The sequence below is a fragment of the Bradyrhizobium sp. 604_D8_N2_3 genome, assembly GCF_051810765.1.
GTDB classification, from domain to species: domain Bacteria; phylum Pseudomonadota; class Alphaproteobacteria; order Rhizobiales; family Xanthobacteraceae; genus Bradyrhizobium; species Bradyrhizobium barranii.
Window position 1 is genome coordinate 8,368,108 of the sequence record NZ_JBPWPM010000001.1, and the last position, 26,074, is coordinate 8,394,181.

At 64.8% G+C, this 26,074-nt stretch carries 25 protein-coding genes; 13 read left to right on the top strand and 12 right to left on the bottom strand.

Annotated elements, in window-relative coordinates; translation table 11 throughout:
* Positions 1-30: 30 nt before the first annotated feature.
* Together AB7245_RS40240 and AB7245_RS40245 are read right to left on the bottom strand one after the other, a co-directional pair.
* Positions 31-849, bottom strand: coding sequence for a 3'(2'),5'-bisphosphate nucleotidase CysQ (locus AB7245_RS40240; RefSeq protein WP_085403368.1), 819 nt, complete (start codon positions 847-849; stop codon positions 31-33).
* Positions 836-2,239: a TldD/PmbA family protein gene (locus AB7245_RS40245; protein WP_071909514.1), complete on the bottom strand. Its 1,404-nt coding sequence runs from the start codon at positions 2,237-2,239 to the stop codon at positions 836-838. Before AB7245_RS40245 ends, AB7245_RS40240 begins: the two co-directional genes overlap by 14 nt.
* A gap of 276 nt (positions 2,240-2,515) precedes the next feature.
* On the opposite strand from AB7245_RS40245, the gene AB7245_RS40250 reads away from it, so the two are divergent.
* Entirely contained in the window at positions 2,516-3,034 is a 519-nt protein-coding gene (locus AB7245_RS40250) for a DUF6101 family protein (RefSeq protein ID WP_071909513.1), read from the top strand.
* A 113-nt stretch (positions 3,035-3,147) separates the two neighbouring features.
* Here the strand turns inward: AB7245_RS40250 and ubiA are convergent, their stop codons facing one another.
* A complete protein-coding gene (gene ubiA / locus AB7245_RS40255) occupies positions 3,148-4,080 on the bottom strand; it encodes a 4-hydroxybenzoate octaprenyltransferase (RefSeq protein WP_063985616.1) in 933 nt (310 codons plus the stop codon).
* Complete coding sequence (locus AB7245_RS40260; RefSeq protein ID WP_439035588.1) at positions 4,077-4,736, bottom strand: hypothetical protein; 660 nt, start codon at positions 4,734-4,736, stop codon at positions 4,077-4,079. The genes ubiA and AB7245_RS40260 overlap by 4 nt, the downstream gene beginning before the upstream one ends.
* 211 nt (positions 4,737-4,947) lie before the next feature.
* Between AB7245_RS40260 and AB7245_RS40265 the strand changes: the two genes are divergently transcribed.
* On the top strand, positions 4,948-5,712 hold the full coding sequence (locus tag AB7245_RS40265) for a 16S rRNA (uracil(1498)-N(3))-methyltransferase (protein ID WP_085403371.1): 765 nt from the start codon (positions 4,948-4,950) through the stop codon (positions 5,710-5,712).
* 51 nt (positions 5,713-5,763) lie between these two features.
* On the opposite strand, the gene AB7245_RS40270 is transcribed toward AB7245_RS40265, so the two are convergent.
* Both AB7245_RS40270 and AB7245_RS40275 read right to left on the bottom strand, forming a co-directional pair.
* Entirely contained in the window at positions 5,764-6,612 is an 849-nt protein-coding gene (locus AB7245_RS40270) for a helix-turn-helix domain-containing protein (RefSeq protein WP_223153846.1), read from the bottom strand.
* Between the two features lie 172 nt (positions 6,613-6,784).
* Entirely contained in the window at positions 6,785-7,291 is a 507-nt protein-coding gene (locus AB7245_RS40275) for a hypothetical protein (protein ID WP_063985619.1), read from the bottom strand.
* Positions 7,292-7,491: 200 nt separating this feature from the next.
* Here AB7245_RS40275 and AB7245_RS40280 point away from each other — a divergent pair, with 200 nt between their 5' ends.
* From AB7245_RS40280 to AB7245_RS40305, 6 genes are all read left to right on the top strand, one after another.
* Positions 7,492-7,710: a hypothetical protein gene (locus AB7245_RS40280; protein WP_225048619.1), complete on the top strand. Its 219-nt coding sequence runs from the start codon at positions 7,492-7,494 to the stop codon at positions 7,708-7,710.
* A gap of 195 nt (positions 7,711-7,905) precedes the next feature.
* Positions 7,906-9,057 (top strand): ATP phosphoribosyltransferase regulatory subunit, encoded by a 1,152-nt coding sequence (locus tag AB7245_RS40285; protein ID WP_028157923.1) that lies wholly within the window; start codon positions 7,906-7,908, stop codon positions 9,055-9,057.
* Positions 9,058-9,060: 3 nt separating this feature from the next.
* The gene (gene hisG / locus AB7245_RS40290; protein ID WP_028153072.1) at positions 9,061-10,038 is read left to right on the top strand and encodes an ATP phosphoribosyltransferase; all 978 of its coding nucleotides are present in this window, start codon (positions 9,061-9,063) and stop codon (positions 10,036-10,038) included.
* Positions 10,039-10,123: 85 nt separating this feature from the next.
* Positions 10,124-11,170 (top strand): glycosyltransferase family 2 protein, encoded by a 1,047-nt coding sequence (locus tag AB7245_RS40295; protein WP_063985621.1) that lies wholly within the window; start codon positions 10,124-10,126, stop codon positions 11,168-11,170.
* Positions 11,167-12,012, top strand: coding sequence for a ChbG/HpnK family deacetylase (locus AB7245_RS40300; RefSeq protein ID WP_085403374.1), 846 nt, complete (start codon positions 11,167-11,169; stop codon positions 12,010-12,012). The genes AB7245_RS40295 and AB7245_RS40300 overlap by 4 nt, the downstream gene beginning before the upstream one ends.
* Positions 12,013-12,137: 125 nt before the next feature.
* Positions 12,138-12,998: a DUF2076 domain-containing protein gene (locus tag AB7245_RS40305; protein ID WP_085403375.1), complete on the top strand. Its 861-nt coding sequence runs from the start codon at positions 12,138-12,140 to the stop codon at positions 12,996-12,998.
* Positions 12,999-13,071: 73 nt separating this feature from the next.
* Here the strand turns inward: AB7245_RS40305 and AB7245_RS40310 are convergent, their stop codons facing one another.
* A complete protein-coding gene (locus AB7245_RS40310; protein WP_085403376.1) occupies positions 13,072-13,887 on the bottom strand; it encodes a L,D-transpeptidase in 816 nt (271 codons plus the stop codon).
* A 314-nt stretch (positions 13,888-14,201) separates the two neighbouring features.
* Between AB7245_RS40310 and AB7245_RS40315 the strand changes: the two genes are divergently transcribed.
* Positions 14,202-14,981, top strand: coding sequence for a protein phosphatase CheZ (locus AB7245_RS40315; protein ID WP_028157918.1), 780 nt, complete (start codon positions 14,202-14,204; stop codon positions 14,979-14,981).
* A gap of 208 nt (positions 14,982-15,189) precedes the next feature.
* On the opposite strand, the gene AB7245_RS40320 is transcribed toward AB7245_RS40315, so the two are convergent.
* Positions 15,190-15,711 carry a hypothetical protein gene (locus tag AB7245_RS40320; RefSeq protein ID WP_063985626.1) on the bottom strand — a complete coding sequence of 174 codons (522 nt, stop codon included), beginning with the start codon at positions 15,709-15,711 and terminating at the stop codon, positions 15,190-15,192.
* Positions 15,712-16,040: 329 nt separating this feature from the next.
* Here AB7245_RS40320 and AB7245_RS40325 point away from each other — a divergent pair, with 329 nt between their 5' ends.
* The 3 genes from AB7245_RS40325 to AB7245_RS40335 all read left to right on the top strand — a co-directional run bounded on the left by AB7245_RS40325 (position 16,041) and on the right by AB7245_RS40335 (position 19,432).
* A complete protein-coding gene (locus AB7245_RS40325; protein WP_014491914.1) occupies positions 16,041-16,337 on the top strand; it encodes a co-chaperone GroES in 297 nt (98 codons plus the stop codon).
* A gap of 108 nt (positions 16,338-16,445) precedes the next feature.
* Positions 16,446-18,077, top strand: a complete 1,632-nt coding sequence (gene groL, locus AB7245_RS40330; RefSeq protein ID WP_071909505.1) for a chaperonin GroEL — start codon at positions 16,446-16,448, stop codon at positions 18,075-18,077.
* A gap of 143 nt (positions 18,078-18,220) precedes the next feature.
* The gene (locus AB7245_RS40335) at positions 18,221-19,432 is read left to right on the top strand and encodes a hypothetical protein (protein ID WP_135214806.1); all 1,212 of its coding nucleotides are present in this window, start codon (positions 18,221-18,223) and stop codon (positions 19,430-19,432) included.
* 135 nt (positions 19,433-19,567) lie between these two features.
* On the opposite strand, the gene AB7245_RS40340 is transcribed toward AB7245_RS40335, so the two are convergent.
* Both AB7245_RS40340 and AB7245_RS40345 read right to left on the bottom strand, forming a co-directional pair.
* Positions 19,568-19,966 carry an META domain-containing protein gene (locus tag AB7245_RS40340; RefSeq protein ID WP_063985629.1) on the bottom strand — a complete coding sequence of 133 codons (399 nt, stop codon included), beginning with the start codon at positions 19,964-19,966 and terminating at the stop codon, positions 19,568-19,570.
* Positions 19,967-20,208: 242 nt separating this feature from the next.
* Complete coding sequence (locus AB7245_RS40345; protein WP_439035589.1) at positions 20,209-21,873, bottom strand: L-lactate permease; 1,665 nt, start codon at positions 21,871-21,873, stop codon at positions 20,209-20,211.
* Positions 21,874-22,180: 307 nt separating this feature from the next.
* Between AB7245_RS40345 and AB7245_RS40350 the strand changes: the two genes are divergently transcribed.
* Positions 22,181-23,944 (top strand): ABC transporter ATP-binding protein/permease, encoded by a 1,764-nt coding sequence (locus AB7245_RS40350; protein WP_085403379.1) that lies wholly within the window; start codon positions 22,181-22,183, stop codon positions 23,942-23,944.
* Positions 23,945-24,199: 255 nt separating this feature from the next.
* Here AB7245_RS40350 and AB7245_RS40355 read toward each other — a convergent pair whose 3' ends face one another.
* Both AB7245_RS40355 and AB7245_RS40360 read right to left on the bottom strand, forming a co-directional pair.
* The gene (locus AB7245_RS40355) at positions 24,200-25,231 is read right to left on the bottom strand and encodes a TorF family putative porin (RefSeq protein WP_071909500.1); all 1,032 of its coding nucleotides are present in this window, start codon (positions 25,229-25,231) and stop codon (positions 24,200-24,202) included.
* A 450-nt stretch (positions 25,232-25,681) separates the two neighbouring features.
* Positions 25,682-26,056, bottom strand: coding sequence for a histone (locus tag AB7245_RS40360; RefSeq protein WP_439035590.1), 375 nt, complete (start codon positions 26,054-26,056; stop codon positions 25,682-25,684).
* Positions 26,057-26,074: the final 18 nt, after the last annotated feature.

Here is a 26,074-nt window from a genome sequence, read left to right on the forward strand (position 1 = left end):
AGCAGTGTTCGAGAAGCACGGCGGACGCACTCAGGGCAAGGGCCGATTTCGAAAATGCGCGACGATGCCCGCATGACGATCGCGACCCGCTGCCACCAGCACCCCGTGCGTGACTTCCCGGCGGTTATAGAGGATGGGATCTCCGGAGAGGTCGCTCATCCTACCATCCGCTTCCTGCACGATCAAATCGGCCGCCGCAAGGTCCCAATCATGGCTGTTGCCCCCGGCAAAAGCCGCATCCAGCACGCCATCGGCGACCCGGCACAGGCGCAGCGCGAGCGAACCGATTCGCGGATGCAGCTTGATGTCGCCGCCGGCCGTATTGAGCCGCTCGACCATCGGCTTCGGCCCGGCGACGCGGGAGAAGTCGAGCGCGGATCCGGACGCCGCCCGCACGGCTTTGCCGTTGAGCGTCGTGCCCTGCCCGCGGGCCGCGAAGAAGAACTCGTCGGTCGCGGGCGCGAACACCGCAGCCAGCACCGGCGAGGCATCCTCGACCAGCGCGACGCTGACGCACCATTCTTCATGGCCGCCGAGATAATTGCGGGTGCCGTCGATGGGATCGACCACCCAGGTCCGCCGCCGCGACAGCCGCACCTCGTCGTCGGCGCTCTCCTCGGACAGCCAGCCATAATCGGGCGTCGCCGAGCGCAGGCGCGCTTCGAGCAAATCGTTGACGGCAATGTCGGCTTCCGACACCGGCGAGGACGCGCCCTTGGTCCACTTCCTCAATTCGGTGCGGAACATCGACTGCGCGAGGCTGCCTGCCTCCCGCACCGCGTCCTGCAGCAGCGCCGCGTCGCGCGTCAGGATGGTTTCGTCCGTTGCATGCGCGTCAGCGTCCGCCAAGCGTCAAACCCTCGATGCGCACCGTCGGCGCATTGATGCCGTAGCGGAACTCGAGATTGTTCGCCGGCTGCATCGATTTGAAGATCTCGAACAGATGGCCCGCGATCGTCACCTCGCTGACGGGATAGGTCAGCTCGCCATTCTCGATCCAGAAGCCGGAGGCGCCGCGGCTGTAATCGCCGGTGACGCCGTTGACGCCGGAGCCGATCAGGTCGGTGACGTAGAAGCCCTGCTTGATGTCGGCGATCAGTTCGGCCGGCGTCGGCGTGCCCGGTTCGAGATGCAGATTGTACGGTCCCGGCGACGGCGAGGACGAGACGCCGCGATGGGCGTGGCCGGTGGTAGTGAGGCCGAGCTCGCGCGCGGTCGCGCAGTCGAGCAGCCAGGTCGTCAGCACGCCCTCGTCGATCAGCGCGATCTTCTTCACCGCGACGCCTTCGGCGTCAAACGTCTGCGAGCGCAGGCCGCGCTTGCGCAGGGGATCGTCGATGATGCGGATGTTTTTTGCGAACAGCTGCTGGCCGAGCTTGTCCTTCAGGAAGCTGGTCTTCCGTGCGATCGAGGCGCCGTTGATGGCACCGACGACGTGGCCGACCAGCGAGCCCGCAACGCGCGGATCGAACACGACCGGCACCTTGCAGGTCTCGACCTTGCGCGGATTGGAACGCGCCACGGTACGCTCGCCGGCGGAACGGCCGACGACTTCCGGCGACAGGAGATCGGCGCCGTGCGGCGCCGAGGTGAAGTCGTAGTCACGCTCCATGCCGGTGCCTTCGCCCGATATCGCGGTCGCCGAAATGCCCTGGCTGGAACGCAAATAAGAACCATGGAAGCCGGTGCTGGTGACGAGCACCATGCCGCCCATGCCGGCGGAGGCGGAGGCGCCGCCGGACTTGGTCACCCCCTTCACGGCGAGCGCGGCAGCCTCGGCTTCGAGCGCGCGGCGCTCGAGCTCGGAGGTCGCGGGCACGTCGGGATCGAGCAGATCGAGATCGGGGAAGTCGCGCGCGAGCAGCGCCGGATCGGCGAGGCCGACATATTTGTCGTCGGGCGCGACGCGCGCCATCGCCACCGCGCGCTCGGCAAGCTTGGTCACGGCATCGCCGCTGACGTCGTTGGTCGAGACCACCGCCTGGCGCTGGCCGACCAGCACGCGCAGGCCGACATCGTCACCCTCGGAGCGTTCCGATTCCTCGACGCGCCCGTCACGCACCTCGACGCCCTGCGAGACGCCGCGCACGGCGACCGCATCGGCCGCATCCGCACCGGCGCGCTTGGCCGCCTCGACTAGCCGCTGCGCGAGATCGGAGAGCGCGGTCTGATCGAACAGGTCGCGATTGGCTTTGGACGAATCCTGGGGCGAAAGCGTCGAGCTTGGTGAAGGGTTCACAAACGAAATCCTGTTGCGGCGGGAGGTTTCGGGGCGATACCGGCCCTGAACACCAGATGTGCCCAATTGGTACGGACTTCAAGCGTTTTCAGCCCGCAAAAAGCTCAGATTCGCAAGTCCGGCGCAACGTCTCGTCAATCATGCGTGCCAAGGTCTTGTCAATCATGAGCGGCGGTGACGCTGGATTAACCAGCCTTTTTAAGTGGTTTCGGAACGGCGCGCGCTAAGGTCCTCGCATCGACCGGGAACATAATCCCGGCGGGGAGAACTAAAGCCGTGAGGCGTCAAACAGCAACAAGCGGGATCGCTCCCGCCGGGTCGGGCCGCAGCTTGCGGCTCGACCCTCTTTCCCTTCCGGTCCGCTTCGATGCGCACGATCCGCGCGCCGACGGATACACCAGACAGATCGAGCTTCATCGCGAGCGTGTCGTGCTGCGCCGTGCCGTCCGCGGCATGCAGATGGCGATCAACGTCCGCGTCAGCGACTTCATCGGCGTTGCGTTGCGCGGCAATGACGAGGCGCAGACCCTCGTCCTCGTGCATCGCGATCCCTCGCTGTCCGTTCCGCTGCTGGTCAGCACCGATGGCGACGAACTCGCCGAGGCCTGGGCGATCTGGAGCGAGCTATTCGCGCTTCCGCAGCTCGACGAAGGTGCCCGCAAGCCCACGCCGCGCCGTCGCCGCGCCAACGCGATCCGCGCCCGCCGTCCGAAATTTTTGATGCGCCGGCGCACCGCCATGACGCGCGAGCTGTCGGTTCATCAGGGCGAACGCGAGATCATCGCAAGGAATTGAACGGCACGCACAGTGCCGTAGGGTGGGCAAAGCGAAAGCGTGCCCACCTTTTTTATCTCAATCCCGGGAAGATGGCGGGCACGGCGCAAGAGCGCCTTTGTCCACCCTACGGGCTACGCCGCCCGCATCACCGCGTCGACCAGCAATCCCGCAAACAGCAGGAAGCCCGCATACTTGTTCGAGAAGAACAGGCGCTTGCAGAGCAAGGGGTCGCTGATATCCAGCCGCACGATCTGCGAGGCCAGATGCACGGCGAACGCCGCAAGCCCGAGCCAGGCCGGCCAGCGCGCATCGCCTGAGGCCAGCGCGACGCCGATCAGCATCACCGCAAGCCCGTAGAACAGGATCAGCGCCTGGTGCGTGTGCGCGCCGAACAGCCGCGCGGTGGACTTGATGCCGATCAGCGCGTCGTCCTCGGCGTCCTGGTGCGCATAGATCGTGTCATAGCCGATCACCCACGAAATCGATCCCGCATAGAGCACCAGCGCGGTCAATTCGATGCGACCAAAGGTGACGGCAAATCCCATCAGCGCGCCCCAGGAGAAGGCGAGGCCGAGCACGATCTGCGGCCACCAGGTGATGCGCTTCATGAAGGGATAGATCGCGACGATCAAAAGCGAGGCAATGCCGGTTAGGACCGCGAAGCGGTTGAATTGCAGCAGCACCACGAGACCGGTCAGTGCCTGCGCGACCATGAAGGCCAGCGCCTGCTTCGTGGTCACCTGGCCCGACGGCAGCGGCCGCGAGCGGGTGCGCTCGACCTTGTCGTCGAGATCGCGGTCGGTGATGTCGTTCCAGGTGCAGCCTGCTCCGCGCATGACGAAGGCGCCGATGAAGAACAGCACGATGGTGAGCGGCAGGCCGCGGACATCATGCGCCATGCCCGCCGCGAGCGCCGCCGACCACCAGCACGGCATCAACAGGAGCCAGGAGCCGATCGGACGATCGAAGCGCGACAGGCGCAAATAAGGCCGCGCCCATTGCGGCGCGAGCGTATCGACCCAGTTGCCGGTGGAATCGGCAACGCGGGCGGATGTGTCACTCATCGGGTGAGGACGTTGCCGTTGAGCGTGTCGAAGGTGCTGCCACCCTTCTTGCCGGCATTGGCCTCAGGCGCCGAGCCAGAACCCAACACCTCGCTCAGCGACGGACCGGCCGGACCGCGCGGCTGGTTCTGCATCTGCTGCGCGACGTTGCAGACCTTCGTCGCCATGGCCTCGGTGTTCTTGTGGCCGTCCTTCATCTGCGCGCTGACCTGCGCCGGAATCCCGCACTTCGAGGCGTTGGCCTCGATGTACTTGATCATCTTGGTCTCAGCCTGGCTGAAATTGCGGATCAGCTTGCAGGCTTCTTCCGGCGCGGCGTGACGATCACTCGCGGCCTTGATCAGCTTGCCGCGCTTCTCGGCTTCCTCGCGCAGCGGCATGAAGGTTTTCATGCAGTCCTCGCCGGGACCGCCTTGCGTCGGCGGGGCGGCGCTGAAGGCACCTGCGCCACCGACGGGCGCGGCGCCGTTGACGGGAAACGATCCTTGGGGCGCTGCACCGACCGAAGCGCTCGGCGCCGAGCCGTTCACGGGCGGAAACGCGGAACTGGTTGGGGCTTGGCCAGGCAGCGGCGCAGGGAAGCCCTGCGCGTGGGCACCCGCGGCGCCCAAGGTGACCATGGCGGCAGTGATCGGAACCATCAACTGACGGATCATCAAGGCAGTCTCTCCGGCAGGAGCTTACGGGGCTTGGCGTCTTCCCAATTGAAGCGCAACCAGCGTGCTCGCGATTTTACGATTCCCGCCGGCCCTTAACAACCCGTCGAATAGGGCAAGAGCGCGGCGCGCTGACGCACCGATTCGGCAATATTTACCCCCGAAATGGCGGCTTTCGGTTAATAACGGCGGCAAATTGGACCTTTGAACGATGCCCTCCCACGATTTTCGCGCCCCCCGCCTGTTTGTCGATGTCCCCCTTGCCCAGGACGCCAGGGTTCCGCTCGACCGCGACCAGAGCAATTATCTCGGCAATGTGCTGCGGCTGGCCGCCGGGGCCGAGGTTTTGGCGTTCAATGGCCGCGACGGCGAGTGGCAGGCCGCGATCGAAGGCCGCAAGCGGCCGGACGGCCTCGTCATCCTCCAGCAGGCCCGGCCGCAGGACCGGCTCGCCGACCTCACCTACGTCTTTGCCCCGCTCAAGCATGCCCGGCTGGACTACATGGTCCAGAAGGCCGTCGAAATGGGCGCTGCCACGCTTCAGCCGGTCCTGACCCGCTTCACCCAGGCCTCGCGGGTCAACACCGAGCGGATGCGCGCCAATGTCGTCGAGGCCGCCGAGCAATGCGGCATCCTCAGCATCGCCACGGTCGCCGAGCCGGTGCCGCTGGACCGGTATCTCAGTCAGCGCCCTGCCGACCGGCTGCTCATCTTCTGCGATGAGGCGGCGGAGGTCCAAAACCCCATTCAGAGCCTGCAAGACGCGCGCGAAGCCGGACATGACCAAGGCAGAATTGGCATCGACGCGCTGATCGGCCCCGAAGGCGGCTTTGCCGAAGAAGAGCGCGCCCTGCTGCTGCGGCAGCCGAAAATCCTGCGGCTGGCGCTGGGACCCCGGATCATGCGGGCCGACACGGCCGCGGTGGCGGCGCTGGCGCTGGTGCAGGCAGTGCTGGGCGATTGGGACGGCACCTAACCAAGCGAACCTAACGTCGATTCGCGCGCGGCGGCTCTACAGGTTCGCGCTTCAGATGACCTCTCGCTTCGACCGATGCAGGGTCTCGGACGGCAGCTCTCCGAAAGCCGCCCTGTAGCTCGCTGCGAACTCGCTCAGATGCCAGAAGCCATGGCCGATTGCGCAGGCCTTCACACTGCGACGAGCCGGGCCGGTGCGCAGCTGCTTTCGTACCGACCAGAGGCGCAAGACCCGGCTGTAGCGATGAGGGCTCATGCCGCAGATGGCCTGCGTCGCACTCTGGAGGGTCCGAACGGACACGCCCACCCGCTCTGCCAGTTCGGTCGTTTTGTGCCAGATCGCGAGATCGTGGCGGATCAATCGTTCCATCTCTGCGACGATCCGCTGATAGCTGTCCGTCGTGGAGTGCATGGGCCCGCGCTTCACGTTGGACCGAATGGCAGCATCCATTGCGGCGAACAGGGATTGTTCGACCGCCGTTCGCGACGTCGGCTCGTTCAGGAAGTCTGGATCATGTGCCGCGGTTTCAAGCGTCGTGGAAATCGAGCCATGCAGGGAGGCAAGTACTTCCGATGCCGGACTCAGCAAATGATAGCCGTCATCCAGCTGAGACCAGGGCTCGCGCTCGGGCGGGCTGAAATAGGCGACAGCCCACAAACGCCCCGCCGGCTCATAGACCAGGCAATCGGATCTCCCCTTGAGAACGAGTATGGAGCTGCCAATTGATTGCCCGTTGATGCGGGTGGAGGTCACATGGTCCATCGGCACCGCCACCGCGATGGCGTGCGCCAGATCATAACCGCGGATGATCCGCGGGAAGGTCTTCACCAGAGACAGCGTCAGGACCGGCAGGCTGAGCTGGGCACGCTTGATTGCAGTCGCCCCGGCCGACAGCGGCATGCTGGATGCGCCGACATATCTCTCACTCTCTCCGAAATGATCGATGTCGTACGATCGGAGCTCGAGAGCCGCGGATGGCTTGAGACCCTGGAACGACAGCAAGCCGTCTAATGCTGTTCTTTGCGTTCCATCGCGAGCAGTATCGAGAAGGCTTTGATCCATATCCTGCCGCTTACTTCGCCTTCCTTGTCGATGCAGCGCCCTTGGGGGCACGCAGATCATCCGGCCCGTTGATGCCGGCGCGCTTGAGATCGCGAAGCAGTTTTGTGAGCAGCAGCATATTAGTCTTCTGCAGTTCGTGATTGTTTCCAAACCTGAATGCGTTCTGCTCGGTCACGATGAGCCCGGCCTTGGTTTCGGCGAGAATCTTTCGTCTCTTAAGTCCCGTCACGCGACGGCGAACCGTCTCGAGCGGCAGGCTGAGGAAGCGAGAGAGCGCCGCGCGGGACACCCCTTGCTTGATCGCATCCGGCTCGACCGCGTGAATGCTGGAGAATCTCTCGTCCAGCGACGGATCGTTCATCACATTGATGACGTTCGCGTTGAGAATCGCATGAACGATCAGTAGGTCCAGCGGATCGAATTCGTCGTAGTGCCGGAACAGCTCGCTGATCGAAAACAGCATATAGGCCAGCGTGTGCCGCGAGACCGTCCGGATAGCGTCTGATGCATTGCGCATGAATCGAAACCAACATTCACATTGTAAGCGAAGGCAGCAGCGAACGGGTCATCCGCCATACCCAATATGAGTATGCGACGACTTGCCTGTCCTCCTCAATTTCTCAATGTGACGTTGAGCTTGCGGTTGCTGCATTGAGTCGCATGCGCGGACAAAAATCAGCGACGGGCAATGAGGCTGTCGCGCAGGACGACATGGCCATGGACGACGATGTTGCATCGGACAGGCGGCGACGCGAGGAGCTCGGGCTCATCAAGGCATTTCTCGGCATAAGGGACCCGAGCAGGAGGCAGAGAATTCTCGAGCTTGCCGAGGAGCTCGCAGATCACGCCGCGTCCGAAACCGCAGGGCTTGCCTTCGCCTCGACCGATGCATCGCTTGGCGATGCGCCCAGAGATCTCCCTGGCCAGACTGAGTGAAAACCAAGCCCTTCCCGCCCTAGGTATTAAAATACCCAAAATACCTTCTGACAGATCGCTGCGTCCCGCCTCCAAAGCCGTTAAGCGATTGATCCTTTGGAGGTCGAAACCGCTTTCGCGCCATGCTAAGGCCTGCGCCAATTCGCCTCCCTTCTTTCGCCCTGCCCGGTTCCACCGGGACGATGGACCCCTGTTATGACCGCGACTGCCACCTCAAATGCTGCCGGCTCCGCCGCCTGGGCGGATACGCTGCTCTTGTCGTTCGCGCAGGCCGGCTATGTCAGGGCCGAGCCCGCGATTCTGCAACCGGCCGAGCCGTTCCTGGACCTCTCCGGCGAGGACATCCGCAAGAGCCTGTACCTGACGACGGACCTGTCCGGCGAGGAGCTTTGCCTGCGCCCGGACCTGACCATTCCCGTCGCCCGCGACTACCTCACCTCGAGCCGCGCCGGCCAGCCGGCCGGGTTCAGCTATCTCGGCCCGGTGTTCCGCTACCGCAGCGGCCAGGCCAGCGAGTTTCTTCAGGCCGGCATCGAATCGTTCGGCCGCCAGGACCGCGCTGCGGCCGATGCCGAGATGCTGGCGCTGGCGCTGGAAGCGACCGCGGCCTTCGGTGTCCGCGATGTCGAGATTCGCACCGGCGACGTGGCGCTGTTCAACGCCCTGCTCGATGCGCTCGACCTCTATCCGGTGTGGCGCCGCCGCCTGGTCAAGGATTTCAACCGCAAGATCAGCCTGGAAAAAGATCTGGAGAAGCTGGCGGCCGCGACCACCGCGACCCGCAGCGAATATGAGGGTGTGCTGGCCGCGCTCGCCGGCTCCGACCGCAAGGCTGCGCTCGCCTTCGTCACCGATCTGATGTCGATCGCCGGCACCACCAATGTCGGGGGCCGCACCACGGCCGAGATCGCCGACCGTTTCCTGGAGCAGTCGACGCTGAAGGGCGGCGCGCTGCCGCGCGAGGCGATCGCCGTGCTCAAGCGCTTCCTGTCGATCGCGGGCAATCCCGACGATGCCGTCGCCGAACTCCGCGCGCTCACCACGGACGCGAAGCTCGACCTCAGCGCTGCCGTCGACCAGTTCGAAAGCCGGGTCGGCTTCATGGCCGCGCGCGGCATCGACGTGAAGCAGACGCGCTTTTCGACCGCGTTCGGACGCGGCCTCGACTATTACACCGGCTTCGAATTCGAGCTGCATCACAGGGGCAACGGCGCCGAGCCGCTGGTGGCCGGCGGCCGCTATGACGGGCTGATGACCCAGCTCGGATCGGCCGAGCCGATCCCCGCGGTCGGCTTCTCGGTCTGGGTCGACGCGCTGACCCGGATCGGCCGCAAGGTGGGAGCTTAAGTCATGAGCGCGCCATTCGTCCTGGCCGTTCCCTCCAAGGGCCGCCTGCAGGAAAACACCGAGGCGTTCTTCGCCCGCGCCGGGCTCAAGCTGTCGAAGGCCGGCGGTGCGCGCGACTATCGCGGCACGCTCGCAGGCCTCGACAATGTCGAGGTCGCCTATCTCTCGGCGAGCGAGATTGCTTCGCAACTGTCGCGCGGCTTTGCGCATCTCGGCGTCACCGGCGAAGACCTGGTGCGCGAGAACATCGCGGATGCCGACAAGCGCGTGTCCCTGATCGACGGGCTCGGCTTCGGCTATGCCGACGTCGTCGTCGCGGTGCCGCAGGCGTGGATCGACGTCCGCACCATGGCCGACCTCGACGACGTCACCACCGGCTTCCGCGAGCAGCATCACATGCGGATGCGGGTCGCGACCAAGTTCATCAACCTCACCCGCACCTTCTTCCAGAGCCACGGCATCACCGACTACCGCATCGTCGAAAGCGCGGGCGCGACCGAAGGCGCGCCCGCGGCCGGCAGCGCCGAGCTGATCGTCGACATCACCACGACCGGTGCGACGCTCGCCGCCAACGGCTTGCGGGTGCTCGACGACGGCGTGATCCTGCGCAGCCAGGCCAATCTGGTCGCCTCTAGGGATGCCGACTGGTCGCCGCAGGCGCGGGAGACCGCGCGCGTCATCCTCGATCACATCGCAGCAAGGGCGCGGGCCAACAAATACCGCGAGGTCCGCACCCGCTTCCAGCAATGCGACGCCGCCCTGCTCGGCGAAGCCCACGAGCGCTTCGGCGTCGAGGCCCCGTTCGGAGGGCCGACCTCGTCGGGCATGCTGACGCTGCACTGTCCGCCGGGTCAGCTCTATGCGCTGGCGAGCTTCCTGCGCGAGCATGGCGCCGAGACCGTCTCGGTGGTTTCGCTCGACTATGTGTTCGACCGGGAGAACCCGCTGTTCGCCAAGCTCGAGGCATTCCTGCGGCAGTGAGCCTCAGGTCCGTTCAGCGTAGCGACAGCAAACGGCAGCTACCATATGCTGTTGAGAACCATGGACGCCTCTGGAACCTTGATCAATGACGCTGGGCTCTGACGTTTCCGGCATGACGACCACCGCGGCCAGTGCCGCCGCGAAGGGGTTGTCGATTGTCGTCCCCGTCTACAACGAGGCGGCGGGCCTCGCCGCCCTGCACCAGCGCATCTGCGATCTCGCCAAGACCTTGCAGCAGCGCTATCGCTTGCGTTGCGAAGTCGTCTATGTCGACGACGGCAGCGCGGACGCGACGCTCTCGATCGCCCGGTCGCTGCCGGCCGACGCGGTCGACGTTCAGGTGGTGTCGCTGTCGCGCAATTTCGGCAAGGAAGCCGCGCTGATGGCCGGCCTCGACCATGCCCGGCTCGGCGCCGTGATGTTCATGGACGGCGACGGCCAGCATCCGCCGGCCCTGGTCGAGCAGCTGGTGCGGCACTGGATCGAGGACGGCTATGACGTCGTCTATACCGCCAAGGCGCATCGCGACAACGAGCCCTTCCTGCGCCGCGTCGCCGTGCGCGGGTTCTATTCGCTGATCAATTGGGGCGCGCGCCAAAAGATTCCTGAAGACGCCGGCGACTTCCGCCTGCTGTCGCCGCGCGCGGTCGCAGCGCTCAGGCAGCTGCCGGAGCGTAACCGCTTCTTCAAAGGCCTCGCGAGCTGGATCGGCTTCCGCCAAATCCGCGTCGATTACGAGCCCGCGCCGCGCACCCATGGTGTGACGACCTTCAGCGCCGCGCGCCTGCTCGGTCTTTCGATCGAAGGGGTGACCTCGTTCTCGGTGGCACCGCTGCGCTTCGCCAGCCTGCTCGGCGTCATCCTCGCCGGCGGCGCCTTCCTGTTCGGCCTCTCGATCCTCTGGGAAGTCTGGACCACGGGCAAGCAGGTGCCCGGCTATCCCTCGCTCGTGATCGGCCTGATGACCATCGGCGGCGTGCAGCTCATCATGATCGGCATCGTCGGCGAATATATCGGCAAGATCCTGTCCGAGCTGAAGGCGCGCCCGATCTACTTCGTCGCCGAGCACAGCGAAAAGCATTTCGAGACCGGGAAGGCCGACGACGCCTCGAAGAGGACGGCCGCCGAATGAGCGCGGCCGCGGGCCTGCGGCGGATCTGGCTCTGCGCCGACGATTACGGCATCAGCCCGGGCGTCAATCGCGCCATCCGCGACCTGATCGAACGCGGCCGTCTCAATGCCACCTCGGTGATGATGGTGGGACCGGCGATCGAGCGCGGCGAGATCGAGGCGCTCCAGACGGCGGCGAAAGCGAGCCCGCGCTGCGCGATCGGCTTGCACGTGACCTTGTCGGCGCCGTTCCGGCCGCTCACCATGCATTTCCGACCGCTGGACGGCGACATGTTCATGCCGTTCCCGAAACTGCTGCGCGCCGGCCTTGCACGCCGGCTCGACCGCGAATTCTTTCGCAATGAGGTCAGGGCGCAGCTGGCGGCGTTCGCGGAAGCGTTCGGGCGCGCGCCTGACTTCGTCGACGGCCATCAGCATGTGCAGCTCTATCCGCAGGTGCGCGACGGCTTTGTCGATGCGGTCAGCGAAGCCGCGCCGAAAGCCTGGGTCCGCCAGGGCGGGCGCGACCTGCCGCTCGTGCAGCGGCTGGCCTCACCAAAAGCCATGGTGCTCGATATCCTGAGCGCGCAATTCCGCCGCCGCGCCGCCAGCGCCGGCCTCAGCTTCAATCCCGGCTTTGCCGGCGCCTATGATTTTGCGCGCGAGGCCGATTTCGGCGCGCTGATGCGGCAGTTTCTGGAAGGCCTCCCCGATGGCGGCCTCGTGATGTGCCACCCCGGCTTCGTCGACGATGTCCTCACCGGCCTCGATCCGATGACCGACGTCCGCGAACGCGAGCATGCTTATCTTTCAGGCGATGGGTTTGCGCGCCTGCTGGCCGACAGCGGCGTCACGCTGGGGTGAAACCGGCGGAAAGCAAGCCGCTGGGCAGCTTGTCGCATACCGAAATTTAATCCGGCCGGCACTGTTGGGGCCACAATGGAACCCTACATCTGCCTCGCGCTTGGTTTGAGCGAGGGAGACTGATCATGACGCCGCAGGAACGCCAGCTCGTCGACGAGCTTTTCGACCGGCTTTCGAAACTGGAAAATGCACCGCGGGATCCCGACGCGATCGCCGCGATCTCCGACGGGCTGCGCAAGGCCCCCGGCGCGGTCTACGCACTGGTGCAGACCACGCTATTGCAGGACGAAGCGCTGAAGCGTGCTCATAACCGCATCCAGGAGCTGGAAGCGGCCCATGCGCCCGAGCAGGCGCAGTCCGGCGGCTTCCTCGATACCATGCGCGACTCGCTGTTCGGCGGAGGCCCCTCGCGCGGCTCGGTTCCGAACGTGCCGCCGCGTGACGCGCGGCCGGTCTGGAACACCGGTCAGGCGATGCCGCAGGCACAGCCCGGTTACGGCGCGCCGCCTCCTTATGGACAGGCCTACGGCCAAGGTCCAGGTCAAGCTCCGGGTCAGGGCTATGGCGCTCCGCCGATGGGCGGTGGCGGCGGCTCGTTCCTCGGCACGGCGGCGGCGGCCGCGGCCGGCGTCGTCGGCGGTTCGCTGCTGCTCTCCAGCATCCGCGGCATGATGGGCGGATCGCACCAGCAGGCCTTCGGCGACACCAACGCGCTCGGCGACCGCAGCGCTGGTGGAAGTCCCTGGGGCGGCAGCGACCAGTCCGGCGGCTCGCTCTCGCGCGATGCCGGTCTCAACGACATTGGCTCCAACCGCGACCGCGACGACGGTTCCCGCCAGGGCCTCACCGACCAGGCGTCGAACGACCGGGACAACAACAACGATCAGAACTACGACGACAACGACCACGACAACGGCAATATGGACATAGCCGACGACGACAGCGATTTCGGCGGCGGAGACGATGGCGGCAGCGACTACGCGTGAGGCTGCCCGATCAGCGCGACAAACAAAAACGGCCGCCCGGGAGGCGGCCGTTTTCATGTCGAGCGTCAGACGCTCACATCACCACGACCTTGGTGCCGACATTGACGCGGCCGTAGAGGTCGATGACGTCCTCGTTACGCATGCGGATGCAGCCTGAGGAGACGTTGGTGCCGATGGTCCAGGGCTCGTTGGAGCCGTGGATACGATAGAGCGTCGAGCCCAGATACATCGCGCGCGCGCCGAGCGGATTTTCCGGGCCGCCTTCCATGTGCCGCGGCAGGTCGGGCCGGCGCGCGATCATTTCCGCCGGCGGCGTCCAGTCCGGCCATTCGCGCTTGGCCGTGATCGACTTCACGCCGGACCAGGTGAAGCCGGGACGGCCGACGCCGATTCCGTAGCGCATCGCCCGGCCGTTGCCCTCGACCAGATAGAGGAACTTGTTCGGCGTATCGACCACGATGGTGCCGGCAGTTTCCTTGCCGCTATAGTCGACGGATTGCTTCTCGAATCTCGGATCGAACGGACGCTGGCGCGGATCGACCGCCTCCTGCTGGAGACCTGCGCCTTGCTGATATCCACCCTGCATCTGCGGCTCGCCCATCGGTGGCAGGCGGCGCTGGTCGTAATAGCCGGGCTGCTGCTGATAGACCGGCTGTTGCGGCGCGTAGGCCGGGCCGCGGCCGGGACCGTCACCGAACAGGAACTCGATGAAGCCGCCGCCCATATTCGCATTGGAGGCGACACGCACCGGCGCCGGCTGCACCTGCGGCTGGTAGAGCACCGCGGGCGGATCGTTCGGCACACTATTGTCGAAGGCGCTGGCGCTGTTCGCGCCGGCAATGAAGGTGCAAGCGCTGCCGAGCAGCGCGACAGACATTTTCTTGAACATCGACGTACTCTGTACTGTTTCGTCTAGATCCCATGCGTCGTGCAGAGCCGATGGCTGACCGGCGACCGCGACGTGGTCAATAAAGAGCAAAAGCCGTTTTGTTTGGTAAACGTATCAGCCGTTTCGATTCACCACGTCGCGAGCGAGGGTGCAATTTGGCGATCAGCGTTTATTTTCGATGAACGCCGCAGGCCCATGGTTAATCGCTTCCTTTCGCGCCGTCGCGTGCGGCCGCGCAACAGTTCCCGCTGTGAACCTCGTGTTAAATTGCTTCTGTCTACAAAGACGCGTGAGTGAGGTGGGGGGAGTTCCTGATGGCTATTCACCGCAAACGTTTTCGTGTCGAGGAGGCTATTGTCGGCGAGATGCCCAGCCCCGAAATGATTGAGGAGGCTGCGCCGATGCATAACGAGATCATGGCGGAGCTGCGTGCGATCCGCGCACAGATGGCGAAGGGCACCGTGCCCTTGTCCGGCAGCGCGGCCATGGCGGCGATCGACGCCTCCACCGCCCACGAGCTCTCTGAAGCTCGTACCATGCTCGATACCTACCGGGCGCAGATCGAGCAGTGCGAGAAGCTGAAGGTCGAGCTCGACCTCATCCACGACGCCATCGATCGCACCAAGCGCGAGATCGCGACGCTGCACGGCAAGAGCTTCGACGGCGGCGAAATGGCCAAGGTCAATGGCGAGCTCGGCGCGGTCGTCGGCGGCACCGAGCAGGCGACCCAGCAGATCCTCGAAGCCGCCGAATCGATCGACCAGGCGGCCAGCGCGATGTCCAAGGTGCAATCGGCCGATCAGCAGAAGCGGCTCGCCGACGACATCCAGGAACGCGTCATCTCGATCTTCGAAGCCTGCAACTTCCAGGACCTGACCGGCCAGCGCATCAGCAAGGTCATGACCACGATGAAGTTCATCGAGCAGCACATCAATGCGATGATGGAGATCTGGGGCGGCGTCGACGCGATCAAGGCCCATGTGCCCGCGCCGGCCGACACCCGCAGCGAGGACGAAAAGCTCCTCAACGGCCCCAAGCTCGCCGGCGACGTCGGCCACGCCTCGCAGGACGACATCGACGCGCTGTTCGACTGATCGGGCGCGGCATTACGGAAAAACAAAACGCCGGCGAGAGCCGGCGTTTTTTGTTTTTGGAGCATCCCCTCCACTGTCATCGCCCGGCTTGATGTTCAGCCCGGGACATGACCGGGCGATCCAGTATTCCAGAAACTGCGAGGCTAGAACCGAAAAGCCGCGGCGTACTGGATGCCCCGCCTTCGCGGGGCATGACGAAGTAGAGAGACTACGCCCTTGGCGCGCAGCGGACGTAGACCATGTTGCCGTAGCGGGTGGCGGCGTCCTTGTCGATGAAGCGGGTGATCAGGACGCGGCCGTCGAAGGAGACGATCTCGCGGTCCTGCTCGCCGGGGGTGGGCCCCGCCGGGCCGATGTAGTTCTTGCCGCTGGGCGAGCCCTTCAGCCGCAGCTCCTGCGGCGTCGCCTGGTCGGCGAGATGCATGATCACGCCGCCGGAGGAACCGGCGGTGATCACGTAGGGATTCTTGCACTGCGCCCGGGCCGCGGCCTCGGTGCGGGCACGGTCGGCCGGGTTCTGGAACGAGGCGAGACCCCAGCGGCCGACGATCTCGTCGGCGCGGATGCTCGCCGGCATTTCCGGGCCGGTGCCGGGCTCGGCCTCGGGCGGCGGCGAAGACGACGAGAACGACGGCAGGCTCATACCGCCGCCACAGGCGCCAAGCAGCAGCGCCAGGCAGGAGGCGGCCGCCAGATTGGCAACCGTGCGTGCGTGAGCTGACCTGATCATGACATTCCCCCGAGCAAACCGTCCCCCAAATGAGACCCCGACCGCATCCCTCCTGCAGCCAAGCGCAAAACCGCTGTCGGAGCAATGACGTCCTTTATACGCCAGCGCGACCAATATGTTTCTATAGACACGATCCTATATCCGCCTCACCAATCGCTTAACCACCCTTGCTTGACAGGATCGCGGCCAAGCCATATTTCCGGGCGCACTATTAGCACTCGGAAAGCCCGATTGCTAAGCGCGCCGTTCGATCCTCGGCAAGAGGGTGGACGGACGCCGCCCCTACCCACTTCCATTCCTTCCGAAGCGAGCCTCCAAAGGGAAACGTCATGGCTAAATCCAAATTTCGTCCGCTGCATGACCGTGTCGTGGTCAAACGTATCGACGCCGAGGAAAAGACCAAGGGCGGCATCATCATTCCGGACACCGCCAAGGAAAAGCCGTCCCAGGGCGAGGTCGTCGCCGTCGGCCCCGGCGGCCGCGACGAGGCCGGCAAGCTGATCCCGATCGACCTCAAGGTCGGCGACCGCGTGCTGTTCGGCAAGTGGTCGGGCACCGAGGTCAAGATCGACAACGAAGAGCTCCTGATCATGAAGGAGTCGGACATCATGGGCGTCATGGCCTAAAGCCGCCAGCCTGAACAGCCGCTGAATGTCATGCCCGGATCGCGCGATCCGGGCATTCGGTCATTCCGCAAGCGGCAGACACATCACGAAACACGAGGGATTGAAGAAATGGCTGCCAAAGACGTCAAGTTTTCCGGAGACGCGCGCGAACGCATGCTGCGCGGCGTCGACATTCTCGCCAACGCCGTCAAGGTGACGCTCGGTCCGAAGGGCCGCAACGTCGTCATCGAGAAGAGCTTCGGCGCACCCCGCATCACCAAGGACGGCGTCACCGTCGCCAAGGAGATCGAGCTCGAGGACAAGTTCGAGAACATGGGCGCGCAGATGCTGCGCGAAGTCGCCTCCAAAACCAACGACACCGCGGGTGACGGCACCACCACCGCGACCGTGCTGGCCCAGGCCATCGTGCGCGAAGGCGCCAAGGCTGTTGCCGCCGGCATGAACCCGATGGACCTCAAGCGCGGCATCGACACCGCGGTTACGGCTGTCATCAAGGACATCGAGAAGCGCGCCAAGCCGGTCGCCGCCTCCTCCGAGGTCGCCCAGGTCGGCACTATCTCGGCCAACGGCGATGCCGCCATCGGCAAGATGATCGCCCAGGCGATGCAGAAGGTCGGCAACGAGGGCGTCATCACCGTCGAGGAGAACAAGTCGCTCGACACCGAGGTCGACATCGTCGAGGGCATGAAGTTCGACCGCGGCTATCTGTCGCCCTACTTCGTCACCAACCCCGAGAAGATGACCGCCGAGTTCGAGGACGCCTACATCCTCCTGCACGAGAAGAAGCTGTCCGGCCTGCAGGCCATGCTGCCGGTGCTGGAAGCCGTGGTGCAGTCGGGCAAGCCGCTCGTCATCATCGCCGAGGACGTCGAGGGCGAGGCGCTGGCCACCCTGGTCGTCAACCGCCTCCGTGGCGGCCTCAAGGTCGCCGCCGTCAAGGCGCCGGGCTTCGGCGACCGCCGCAAGGCCATGCTCGAGGACCTCGCGATCCTCACCGGCGGCCAGCTCATCTCCGAGGACCTCGGCATGAAGCTCGAGAACGTCACGGTGAAGATGCTCGGTCGTGCCGGCAAGGTCGTGATCGACAAGGAGAACACCACGATCGTCAAGGGCGCCGGCAAGAAGCCGGAGATCGAGGCCCGCGTCGGCCAGATCAAGGCCCAGATCGAGGAGACCACCTCGGACTACGACCGTGAGAAGCTCCAGGAGCGTCTCGCCAAGCTCGCCGGCGGCGTCGCGGTGATCCGCGTCGGCGGCGCGACCGAGATCGAGGTCAAGGAGAAGAAGGACCGCGTCGAGGACGCGCTCAACGCCACCCGCGCCGCGGTGCAGGAAGGCATCGTCCCCGGCGGCGGCGTCGCGCTGCTGCGGGCCAAGAAGGCGGTGGGCCGTCTCACCAACGCCAATGCCGACGTCCAGGCCGGCATCAACATCGTGCTGAAGGCGCTGGAAGCCCCGATCCGCCAGATCTCCGAGAACGCGGGCGTGGAAGGCTCGATCGTGGTCGGCAAGATCCTGGAGAACAAGTCCGAGACCTTCGGCTTCGACGCCCAGAACGAGGACTATGTCGACATGGTCGAGAAGGGCATCATCGATCCCGCCAAGGTGGTCCGCACCGCGCTGCAGGACGCCTCGTCCGTGGCCGGCCTGCTGGTGACCACCGAGGCCATGGTCGCCGAAACGCCGAAGAAGGAAGCTCCGCCCGCCATGCCGGGCGGCGGCGGCATGGGCGGCTTCTAAGCCTCCGTTCCGTTACAATGTTGCGAAGGCCGCCTCCGGGCGGCCTTCTTTTTTGCCGACCCTGCCCCTTCTGCTTTCCAATTCAACCGGCGGCCAAAACCCACTACGGTGGCGCGCCGATTCGATTGCGCGAGGATTCATCGATGCGTGCGCTTCTGGTTTGTTCGACAGCCCTTTTGGCGGCCCTGCTTGCCGTCTCGCCCGATGTCGCATCGGCCCAGATGAAGCTGTCGCCGAAGGCCACGGCGCCGGGCGGGACGGAGACCCGCTATTTCACCTCGATTGACGGCCTGATGGACGGCAATGCCGACGTGATCCTGAAGGAGACGCGGCAGGGCAAGACGGTGACGGCGGCCGTGCTCGACGTCTGCTATCCCGTCGCAAAGAATTCCGACCGCAAGGACCGCTTCGTCGTCAATCTCCAGGTCGCGGGCCAGAACCTGACGGGCACGACCCAGAGCCTCGGCGAGAAGGCGCCCGTCACCGTCAAGCTGCTGCGCAAACAGTCCGGCGACACGTTCGAGTTCCGCGGCCAGATCGCGATCGGCCAGGCCGTGACCGAGGTCACCTCGCCCGACAATTCCGATCTCAGCGAGAAGGAATTTCAGGACAACCAGACCTCCGACGACGGCATCACGCCGCAGCCGAAGGATTTCACCGACGTCTCTCCGGAAGCGATCGCGGTCAAGGTCAAGCTGGATGCGGCGACCGAGTTCCTGAAGAGCCTGAAGGGCCAGGACGTCGAGGTGACGCTGGCGAGCCTGACCGTCGGCTGCGACGCGCTGCGTGCCGGCGAGCAGACCATCAACATGTCGGTCGATCCGGAACGCGCCGGCGCGCTGCTGGCGAAGTTCAAGGCGATGCCCGGCGTCACCGCGGCGGGCTGGACCGCGGGCATGACCGAGATGGACCGCACCATCCGCTTTCCCGCGGCCGACTGGCGCGACGGCGACAAGATCAGCCGGGACAAGCTCGCCTCAGCCGTCGCCGGCGTGATGAGCCGGACGCTTGCGGCAAAGCAGGTCTCGCACAGCTTCAACCCGGCCACCGGCAAGCTCAAGCTCGTCTTCAAGCGGCCGAACCAGGATTTTCCGGCACTCGAGCTCACCGACACGATCGAGGTTGCAGGCCTCATCTCGCCCGACAAGCCCGGCACGACCGACAAACTGATGCTTTGGATCGGCAGCCCCTCGACCACGACCGCCGATGAGAGCAGCGGCGCCAAGCTCAATCTCTCGGACGACGCTTCGGCCGACGAGGAAGGCGATCAGCCCGACGACAACGGCTCGATCGAAGCGCTCGCGAAAGAGCTGAAAGGCCAGCGCTGGGACGCCGACAAGTCGGTGTGGAAGTAGGCGTAGACACCCACTCTCGCCGTCATCGCCCGGCTTGACCGGGCGATCCAGTACTCCGAGACAGTTGTGGTTGAATCGAGAGGCCGCGGCGTACTGGGTGCCCCGGTCAAGCCGGGGCACGACAGCGATCGCGCCTCAATTCCCCGTCGTGCGAAAGCGCAGCGGCTTGGGACCGATCAGTGTCAGTACGTCGCCCTGACGCTTCCAGGTCTCGACGCTGCTGAGCGACGCGACGAGTTCGTCGTCGGCCTGCGCCCTGGCCGGCGGACAGGAACGGTCCTGGATCTGGCCGGGGACGAAGATCACCGTGTTGCCGGCGACCGAGAACTGGCCCTTGCCACCCTTGCACCAGAGCTCCAGCACGACTTCGCCATTGTCGCCGATCTCGATGTTCGGAATCCGCTTCGAGCCCGGCTGCGGCAGGGCCTCCAGCGTCATCTCGGTACCGAACGGAAAACCGTCCTCGGCACGCGCGAGCGTGGACATCGCGAGCATTGCAACCGCCAAACACGCCATCTGCTTGAGCGAAACCATGAGACCTCTCGACCGACCTGATTTGCGGCACGTTCTATAAGACGGCGGCGCTGTTGAGAAGGTTCGCGGAGGCTAAAGCGCGATGAGATTGGGACGAATCGTCATCGCGCTTCAGGTTGTTGTTTGAGCGTGATCTTTTCGGAAAACCGCTTCGCACTTTTCCGGATCATGCTTTAGATGCAAAAATCCCCGCAAGGCAGCGAAGCCCTGCGGGGATTTGCGTTGAAGCGAGGCGTGACCTGCTACTTCAGCACCATCGCCGTGAACGGCCAGACATAGGCCTGCAACGTCACGAACAGGCCGACCAGGGAGGCCAGCACGATCGAGTGCCAGAACACGAAGCGCAGGATCGTGCCCTCATGGCCGTACCAGTTGGTGGCAGTGGAGGCGACGACGATCGATTGCGCGTCGATCATCTTGCCCATCACGCCGCCGGACGAGTTCGCCGCAGCCATCAGGATCGGCGACAGGCCGAGCTGCTCGGACGTAATCTTCTGCAGATTGCCGAACAGCACGTTGGAAGCGGTGTCCGATCCCGTCAGCGCCACGCCCAACCAGCCGAGCAGCGTGCCGAAGAAGGGATAGAGCACGCCGGTTGCGGCAAAGGCGAGGCCGAGCGTTGCGTCGACGCCGGAGAGCCGCGTGAGCGTACCGATCGCGAGCATCGCCGAGATCGTGATCAGCGAGATCGCGCAGAGCCGGATGGTGCGGCCGTATTGGATCAGCAGCCTGCCGGGACCGACACCCATCAGGAAGCCGGAGATGATCGCGGCAATCAGCATGCCCGTGCCGGTGAAGGACAGGTAGGTGAAGCCGAACACCGCGCTCTCTTTGGTCGGCCCTGGCGCGACCGGCGGCATCTTGTTGATCATCTGATGCAGCTCGGGAACGGGATAGTTCCAGGTGAAGATCGAGTTCGCCCAGGTCTTGAAGCCGCCATTGCCCCAGACCAGCATCACGATGCAGACGATGATCCACGGCAGCAGCGCGCTGAACAGCTCGCTCTGCGTCAGCGGCGTCTTGTCGAGCGGCTTGGCCGCAGCCATGGTGGAGGCCGATTCATCGTTCCCGCGCAGCGCCGGCGACAACCAGAGCTGCCTGGGTTGCCACACCTTCAGGAACAGGATCAGCGCGCCCATCGAGATCAGCGACGCCCCGATGTCGACGATCCAGGGATTGATGAAGTTCGAGATCACGAATTGCGGGACCGCGAACGACACGCCGGTGACGAGGATCGCCGGCCAGACGTCCTTCATGCCCTTCCAACCCGCAAACGCCCACACCACCCAGAACGGCACGATCAGAGCGAAGATCGGCAACTGCCGTCCGACCATCGCGCCGAGGATGTAGGGATCAAGCCCGGTGACCGAGGCAAGACCCTGGATCGGCGTGCCCAGCGCGCCAAAAGCGACCGGCGCGGTATTGGCGATCAGCGACAGGCCGGAGGCCGCGAGCGGCGAGAAGCCGAGCCCGATCAGCACGGCGCCCGTGATGGCGACCGGCGTGCCGAAGCCCGAGGCTCCCTCGAAGAACGCGCCGAAGGAGAACGCGATCAGCAGCAATTGCAGCCGCCGGTCCTCGGTGACGCCGCCGACCGCGCGCTTGAGCAGCTCGAAGCGCCCGGTGGTGACCGTCACCTGGTAGAGGAAGATGACGTTGAGAACGATCCAGCCGATCGGGAAGAAGCCGGTCACGATGCCGAGGATCGAGGCGCGGATCGACATGTTCGCCGGCATGGTGAACACGAAGATCGTGATCAGGTTGGCCACGATCACGGCGATGATTGCAGCAATATGGGCCTGGACGCGACCGCTCGCGATCAGGATCAGCAGCGTGACGACGGGTATTGCCGCCGCGATCGTCGACAGCACCGGGCTGTGCAGCGGGTCATAGACTTGATTCCACATGGTCTTCCTCCCCCACGCCTGTTGCGGCAGGCGGCCCGCGTGGACAGCCGAACCTGCTTGACGCTGGAAGCGATAACCCCCGAGCTGGACGCGAATTCCTCGCGAGTGCGGCGGTTCCCGTCCGCTCACAAGCCCGCGAAGTCCCGGAGGCCCCCACCCCGCGCCGTTGTACCCATGCTAGGGTTGCAAGCTGCGACAAGCCAACGCAAATTGATGAACTTGCGACTTTAGTCTAAGCGCTTTCTGCCGTTGCCACAGCCATTTGGCCTATGGCCGTTGTGCACATCCCCTCAGGAGACAGAGCTCTGTGAAGAACATCAGCGCCACGCTCGCGATCGTCTGGCGAATCGCCGTCCCCTATTTCCGCTCGGAGGACAAGTGGGCAGGCTGCGGCCTGCTCGCCGCCGTGATCGCAATCGAGCTGGCGCTGGTCGCGATCGACGTGCTGGTGAACCAGTGGCAGAACCGGTTCTACAGCGCGCTCCAGAACAGCGACTGGGACGCCTTCGTCACGCAGATCTGGATCTTCATCGGCCTCGCCTTCACCGCGATCGCGCTGGCGGTCTACAAGCTGTACCTGAACCAGTGGCTCCAGATCCGCTGGCGGCAGTGGCTCACCCAACACTATCTCCGCGAATGGCTCGACGGCTCCACGCATTACCGCATGCAGCTCAAGGGCGATGCGGCCGACAACCCTGACCAGCGCATCACCGACGACGTCAAGAACTTCGTCGAGCAGACCCTGACGATCGGACTGGGCCTGCTCTCGGCGATCGTGACGCTGTTCTCCTTCGTGATCATCCTCTGGGGCCTGTCCAACGCCGCGCCGCTGCACCTGTTCGGCACCGATCTCATGATCCCCGGCTATTTGTGCTGGGGCGCGTTGATCTACGCGATCTTCGGCACCGCGCTGACGCACTGGATCGGAGCGCCGCTGGTCAATCTCAATTTCGAGCAACAGCGCTATGAGGCCGACTTTCGCTTCAACCTCGTCCGCGTCCGCGAGAATTCCGAGCAGATCGCGCTGCTCAAGGGCGAGGGCGCCGAACGCGGCGGTCTCTTCCGTCGCTTCGGCTTCGTGATCGGCAACTGGTACGCCATCATGAGCCGGACCAAGCGCCTCACCGCGTTCACGGCGAGCTATCAGCAGGCTGCCGTGATCTTTCCCTACGTGCTGGTGGCGCCAGCCTTCTTCGCCAAGAAGATCCAGCTCGGCGACATGATGCAGACGGCATCGGCCTTCTCGAGCGTCCAGGGTGCGCTGTCGTTCTTCGTGGTGGCCTACCGGGCGCTGGCGGAATGGCGCGCGATCGTCGCCCGTCTCGACGGCTTCGAGATGTCGGTGGCCTCGGCCGCACACCCGCCGACGCATGAGCCGACCATCGGCCTTGCACCATCCGGCAGCACGACGGCGATCGCGCTCAAGCAGCTGCTCGTGAAGCTACCGAACGGTGCGCCTCTGGTCGCAGCCGATGCCTTCACGATCCAACCGGCGGAGCGGGTCTTGGTGACCGGGCCGTCGGGCTCCGGCAAGTCGACGCTTTTCCGGGCCATCGCCGGCGTCTGGCCGTTCGGCACCGGCACCATCGCCATACCCGGGAAATCGAAGCTGATGATGCTACCGCAGCGCCCCTACTTCCCGATCGGCCCGCTAGGCGACGCGGTCATCTACCCGGCAGAACATGGCGCCGTCGCACCGGAGAAAATCCGGGACGCACTCATTGCGGTCGGCATGCCGAAGCTGGCCGAGCGACTCGACGAGGACGGTCATTGGAACAGGACGCTCTCGCTCGGCGAGCAGCAGCGCCTGGGGCTCGCGCGCGCCCTCCTGCACGTGCCGGATTATCTGTTCCTCGACGAGGCCACGGCGTCGCTGGACGAACCATCGGAAGCCCGGCTGTACCGGCTGCTGGCGGAGAAGCTGCCGCAGGCCACCATCGTCTCGATCGGCCACCGCTCGACGCTCGACGCCTTCCACACCCGCAAGGTGGCGTTGGTGAAGGACGGCGAGATCCACGTTCTCGGCAAGGACGGCGAGCCGGCCCAGGCGGAGCCGACCGCGGCGAGCTGAGGTGACACAACCAAGCCTGAGGCTAGCCTCGGTAGGACCTTCGTTGCAGCCACCCTTCGAGACGCCGCCTCCGGCGGGCTCTTCAGGATGAGGTCTGTAATCGCGGCAAGATCCTCGACCCTCATGGCGAGGAGCGCCGCCTGGCGGCGCGTGTCGAACCATGCAGGCCGAGCGCTCTCACAGACGAGCCCAAGCCCAAAGCAAAAGGGCGGCAGATTGCTCTGCCGCCCTCGTTAGGTCGTCTCGGGAAGAAACTTACTTCAGGTTGGTCATCGCCGTCAGGTCGACCGAGAGCTTGGCGACGCCGGCCGCGCTGCACCAGTTGGAGCCGAACGCCGTGGCCGCGTTCGCGCCGCCATTGATCGGCGTCACGAAACCGGGGCTGGAGTTGGTGGCCGAGAAGTCGCTGGTGAAGGCGTTGCAGTTACCCTTCGAGAGGTCGGTGTCGTAGTAGCGCAGATCGAGCGTGAACACCTTGTAGGTGAAGCCGACGCCGACGTTCCAGGTGTTGTAGCTCGGCTCCTTGATGCCGTTGGAGTACAGCGGGTCGCCGGCAATGCCGTAGAAGATGTCGGAGGTGCCGAGCCACTGACGGCCGAATTCACCCGACACATACATGCCGACGCCGCTGGCACCGAACGTGGTGCTCGGCGCGGTCCACTTGGCGGTGATCGAGGCGTAGTTACCCCAGGCGCCGAGGTTCAGGAAGTTCGGCGAATAGTACTCGTTGAAGCCAACGACCCACTGGTCGTTGATGTTGAGATTCAGCTTGGCATAGACTTCGTAGAAGCTTGCGTCCTTCTTGGCGAAGTTGCCGTTGATCGGAAGGCCGATCGCGCCCTGCGAATTGTCGAGGCCGGTGCCGCAATTGCCCTGGGCGAGGGTGCCCTGCGAACCGAAGCAGCTTCCGCCCGGATAGAGGTAGCCCCAGATACCGAAGTCGAAGGCGAACATGCCGAAGGTCGGGCGGATACCGCCGTAGATGTCGACTTCAGCCGCGGCGCGGTTCGGGAACGAGATGCTCTCCGCGGACGCACCGACGTAGAGCTGGAGGTCCTTGTTGACGTTGTAGCGCGGCTCGAAATAGGCGGCGACCGACGGGTTGTGGTTCGACTGAGTAACGCCGCGGAAGATGTAATCGCTCATGATGCCGGCGCCGAAGGCGACATCCCAGGGGTCAAAGGCGGGCGGCGGCGGGGCCTTCAGAGCCTTGACCGGCATGTCTGCCGCGAAAGCCGAACCCGTCACCATTGCCAGCGCCGTTGCCAACAAAGCCACTTTTTTCATTTCGATCCCCATCACCAGTTCTACCCAGTCGGTTTCCCGGAAGCCCCCCGGGCGTACGACGTGTCTGCAAAATTTCGTTACCGCGACAATCTGGATGGGAGGATGCGAACCGTGAAGCAAAAATCACGAGCATCTGCCGACTTTTTAGGCGTTCTGACGATTCTACAGAAGGTTGTCCGCCTGTGTTGCTTCTCGATCACATTATTTTCATTCCAAAGTGCACAGAGCCGCCCGGATTAATACGGGAGCCGCCGGTGCAGTGGTGCCTGTGCCACGAATCGGACTGACGCGAGAAACGACAACCGGGCGGCGACCATTGTGCCGATGCAAAAAGGCCGCAGCATCACCGCCGCGGCCTTCCTGTTGTCGGTCGTTGTCGTCGGGATGGACCCAGCCTTGGCCCTCACCTTGGACCTGACTTGGACCCTAACCGTGGGAGCCCCTCGGGGCCTAACCCTGCCCTTCGGCCGGCGTCGGCTCCGCAGAAGACGAAGGCATCGCCCAGCTTGTCTCGGCGGCGGGCTCCGGAGCCGGAGCCGCCACCGGCGCTGAGGGCTTCGGCGCAGGAGCTGCGTTCGCCTTCTTCGGCGCCGCTTTCTTTGCGGCCTTCTTCGGTGCAGCCGGCTTGGCAGCCTTCTTGGCCGACTTCTTCGCAGCCTTCTTGGCGGCCTTCTTCGGGGCGGCCTTCCTGGCAGATTTCTTCGCAGACTTCTTGGCAGACTTTTTCGCGGACTTCTTGGCTGCCCTCTTCGCGGTCTTCTTCGCCGCTACAGCCTTCTTGGCCTTTTTGGCCTTCTTGCTTTTTTTCTTCTTCGCTTTCGCCATCGTGGTCCTCCTGTTGCC

Bases quoted from the DNA above. Each gene is read 5' to 3' on its own strand.
- AB7245_RS40355 (WP_071909500.1), bottom strand. From the start codon at position 25,231: ATGAAAAAAGTGGCTTTGTTGGCAACGGCGCTGGCAATGGTGACGGGT.
- AB7245_RS40275 (WP_063985619.1), bottom strand. From the start codon at position 7,291: ATGCGCAATGCATCAGACGCTATCCGGACGGTCTCGCGGCACACGCTG.
- hisG (WP_028153072.1), top strand. From the start codon at position 9,061: ATGAGCGCGCCATTCGTCCTGGCCGTTCCCTCCAAGGGCCGCCTGCAG.
- AB7245_RS40260 (WP_439035588.1), bottom strand. From the start codon at position 4,736: ATGATCCGTCAGTTGATGGTTCCGATCACTGCCGCCATGGTCACCTTG.
- AB7245_RS40300 (WP_085403374.1), top strand. From the start codon at position 11,167: ATGAGCGCGGCCGCGGGCCTGCGGCGGATCTGGCTCTGCGCCGACGAT.
- AB7245_RS40335 (WP_135214806.1), top strand. From the start codon at position 18,221: ATGCGTGCGCTTCTGGTTTGTTCGACAGCCCTTTTGGCGGCCCTGCTT.
- AB7245_RS40320 (WP_063985626.1), bottom strand. From the start codon at position 15,711: ATGATCAGGTCAGCTCACGCACGCACGGTTGCCAATCTGGCGGCCGCC.
- AB7245_RS40285 (WP_028157923.1), top strand. From the start codon at position 7,906: ATGACCGCGACTGCCACCTCAAATGCTGCCGGCTCCGCCGCCTGGGCG.
- AB7245_RS40270 (WP_223153846.1), bottom strand. From the start codon at position 6,612: ATGCCGCTGTCGGCCGGGGCGACTGCAATCAAGCGTGCCCAGCTCAGC.
- AB7245_RS40305 (WP_085403375.1), top strand. From the start codon at position 12,138: ATGACGCCGCAGGAACGCCAGCTCGTCGACGAGCTTTTCGACCGGCTT.
- AB7245_RS40280 (WP_225048619.1), top strand. From the start codon at position 7,492: ATGGACGACGATGTTGCATCGGACAGGCGGCGACGCGAGGAGCTCGGG.
- AB7245_RS40360 (WP_439035590.1), bottom strand. From the start codon at position 26,056: ATGGCGAAAGCGAAGAAGAAAAAAAGCAAGAAGGCCAAAAAGGCCAAG.
- AB7245_RS40345 (WP_439035589.1), bottom strand. From the start codon at position 21,873: ATGTGGAATCAAGTCTATGACCCGCTGCACAGCCCGGTGCTGTCGACG.
- groL (WP_071909505.1), top strand. From the start codon at position 16,446: ATGGCTGCCAAAGACGTCAAGTTTTCCGGAGACGCGCGCGAACGCATG.
- AB7245_RS40295 (WP_063985621.1), top strand. From the start codon at position 10,124: ATGACGCTGGGCTCTGACGTTTCCGGCATGACGACCACCGCGGCCAGT.
- AB7245_RS40315 (WP_028157918.1), top strand. From the start codon at position 14,202: ATGGCTATTCACCGCAAACGTTTTCGTGTCGAGGAGGCTATTGTCGGC.
- AB7245_RS40265 (WP_085403371.1), top strand. From the start codon at position 4,948: ATGCCCTCCCACGATTTTCGCGCCCCCCGCCTGTTTGTCGATGTCCCC.
- AB7245_RS40310 (WP_085403376.1), bottom strand. From the start codon at position 13,887: ATGTTCAAGAAAATGTCTGTCGCGCTGCTCGGCAGCGCTTGCACCTTC.
- AB7245_RS40325 (WP_014491914.1), top strand. From the start codon at position 16,041: ATGGCTAAATCCAAATTTCGTCCGCTGCATGACCGTGTCGTGGTCAAA.
- AB7245_RS40340 (WP_063985629.1), bottom strand. From the start codon at position 19,966: ATGGTTTCGCTCAAGCAGATGGCGTGTTTGGCGGTTGCAATGCTCGCG.
- ubiA (WP_063985616.1), bottom strand. From the start codon at position 4,080: ATGAGTGACACATCCGCCCGCGTTGCCGATTCCACCGGCAACTGGGTC.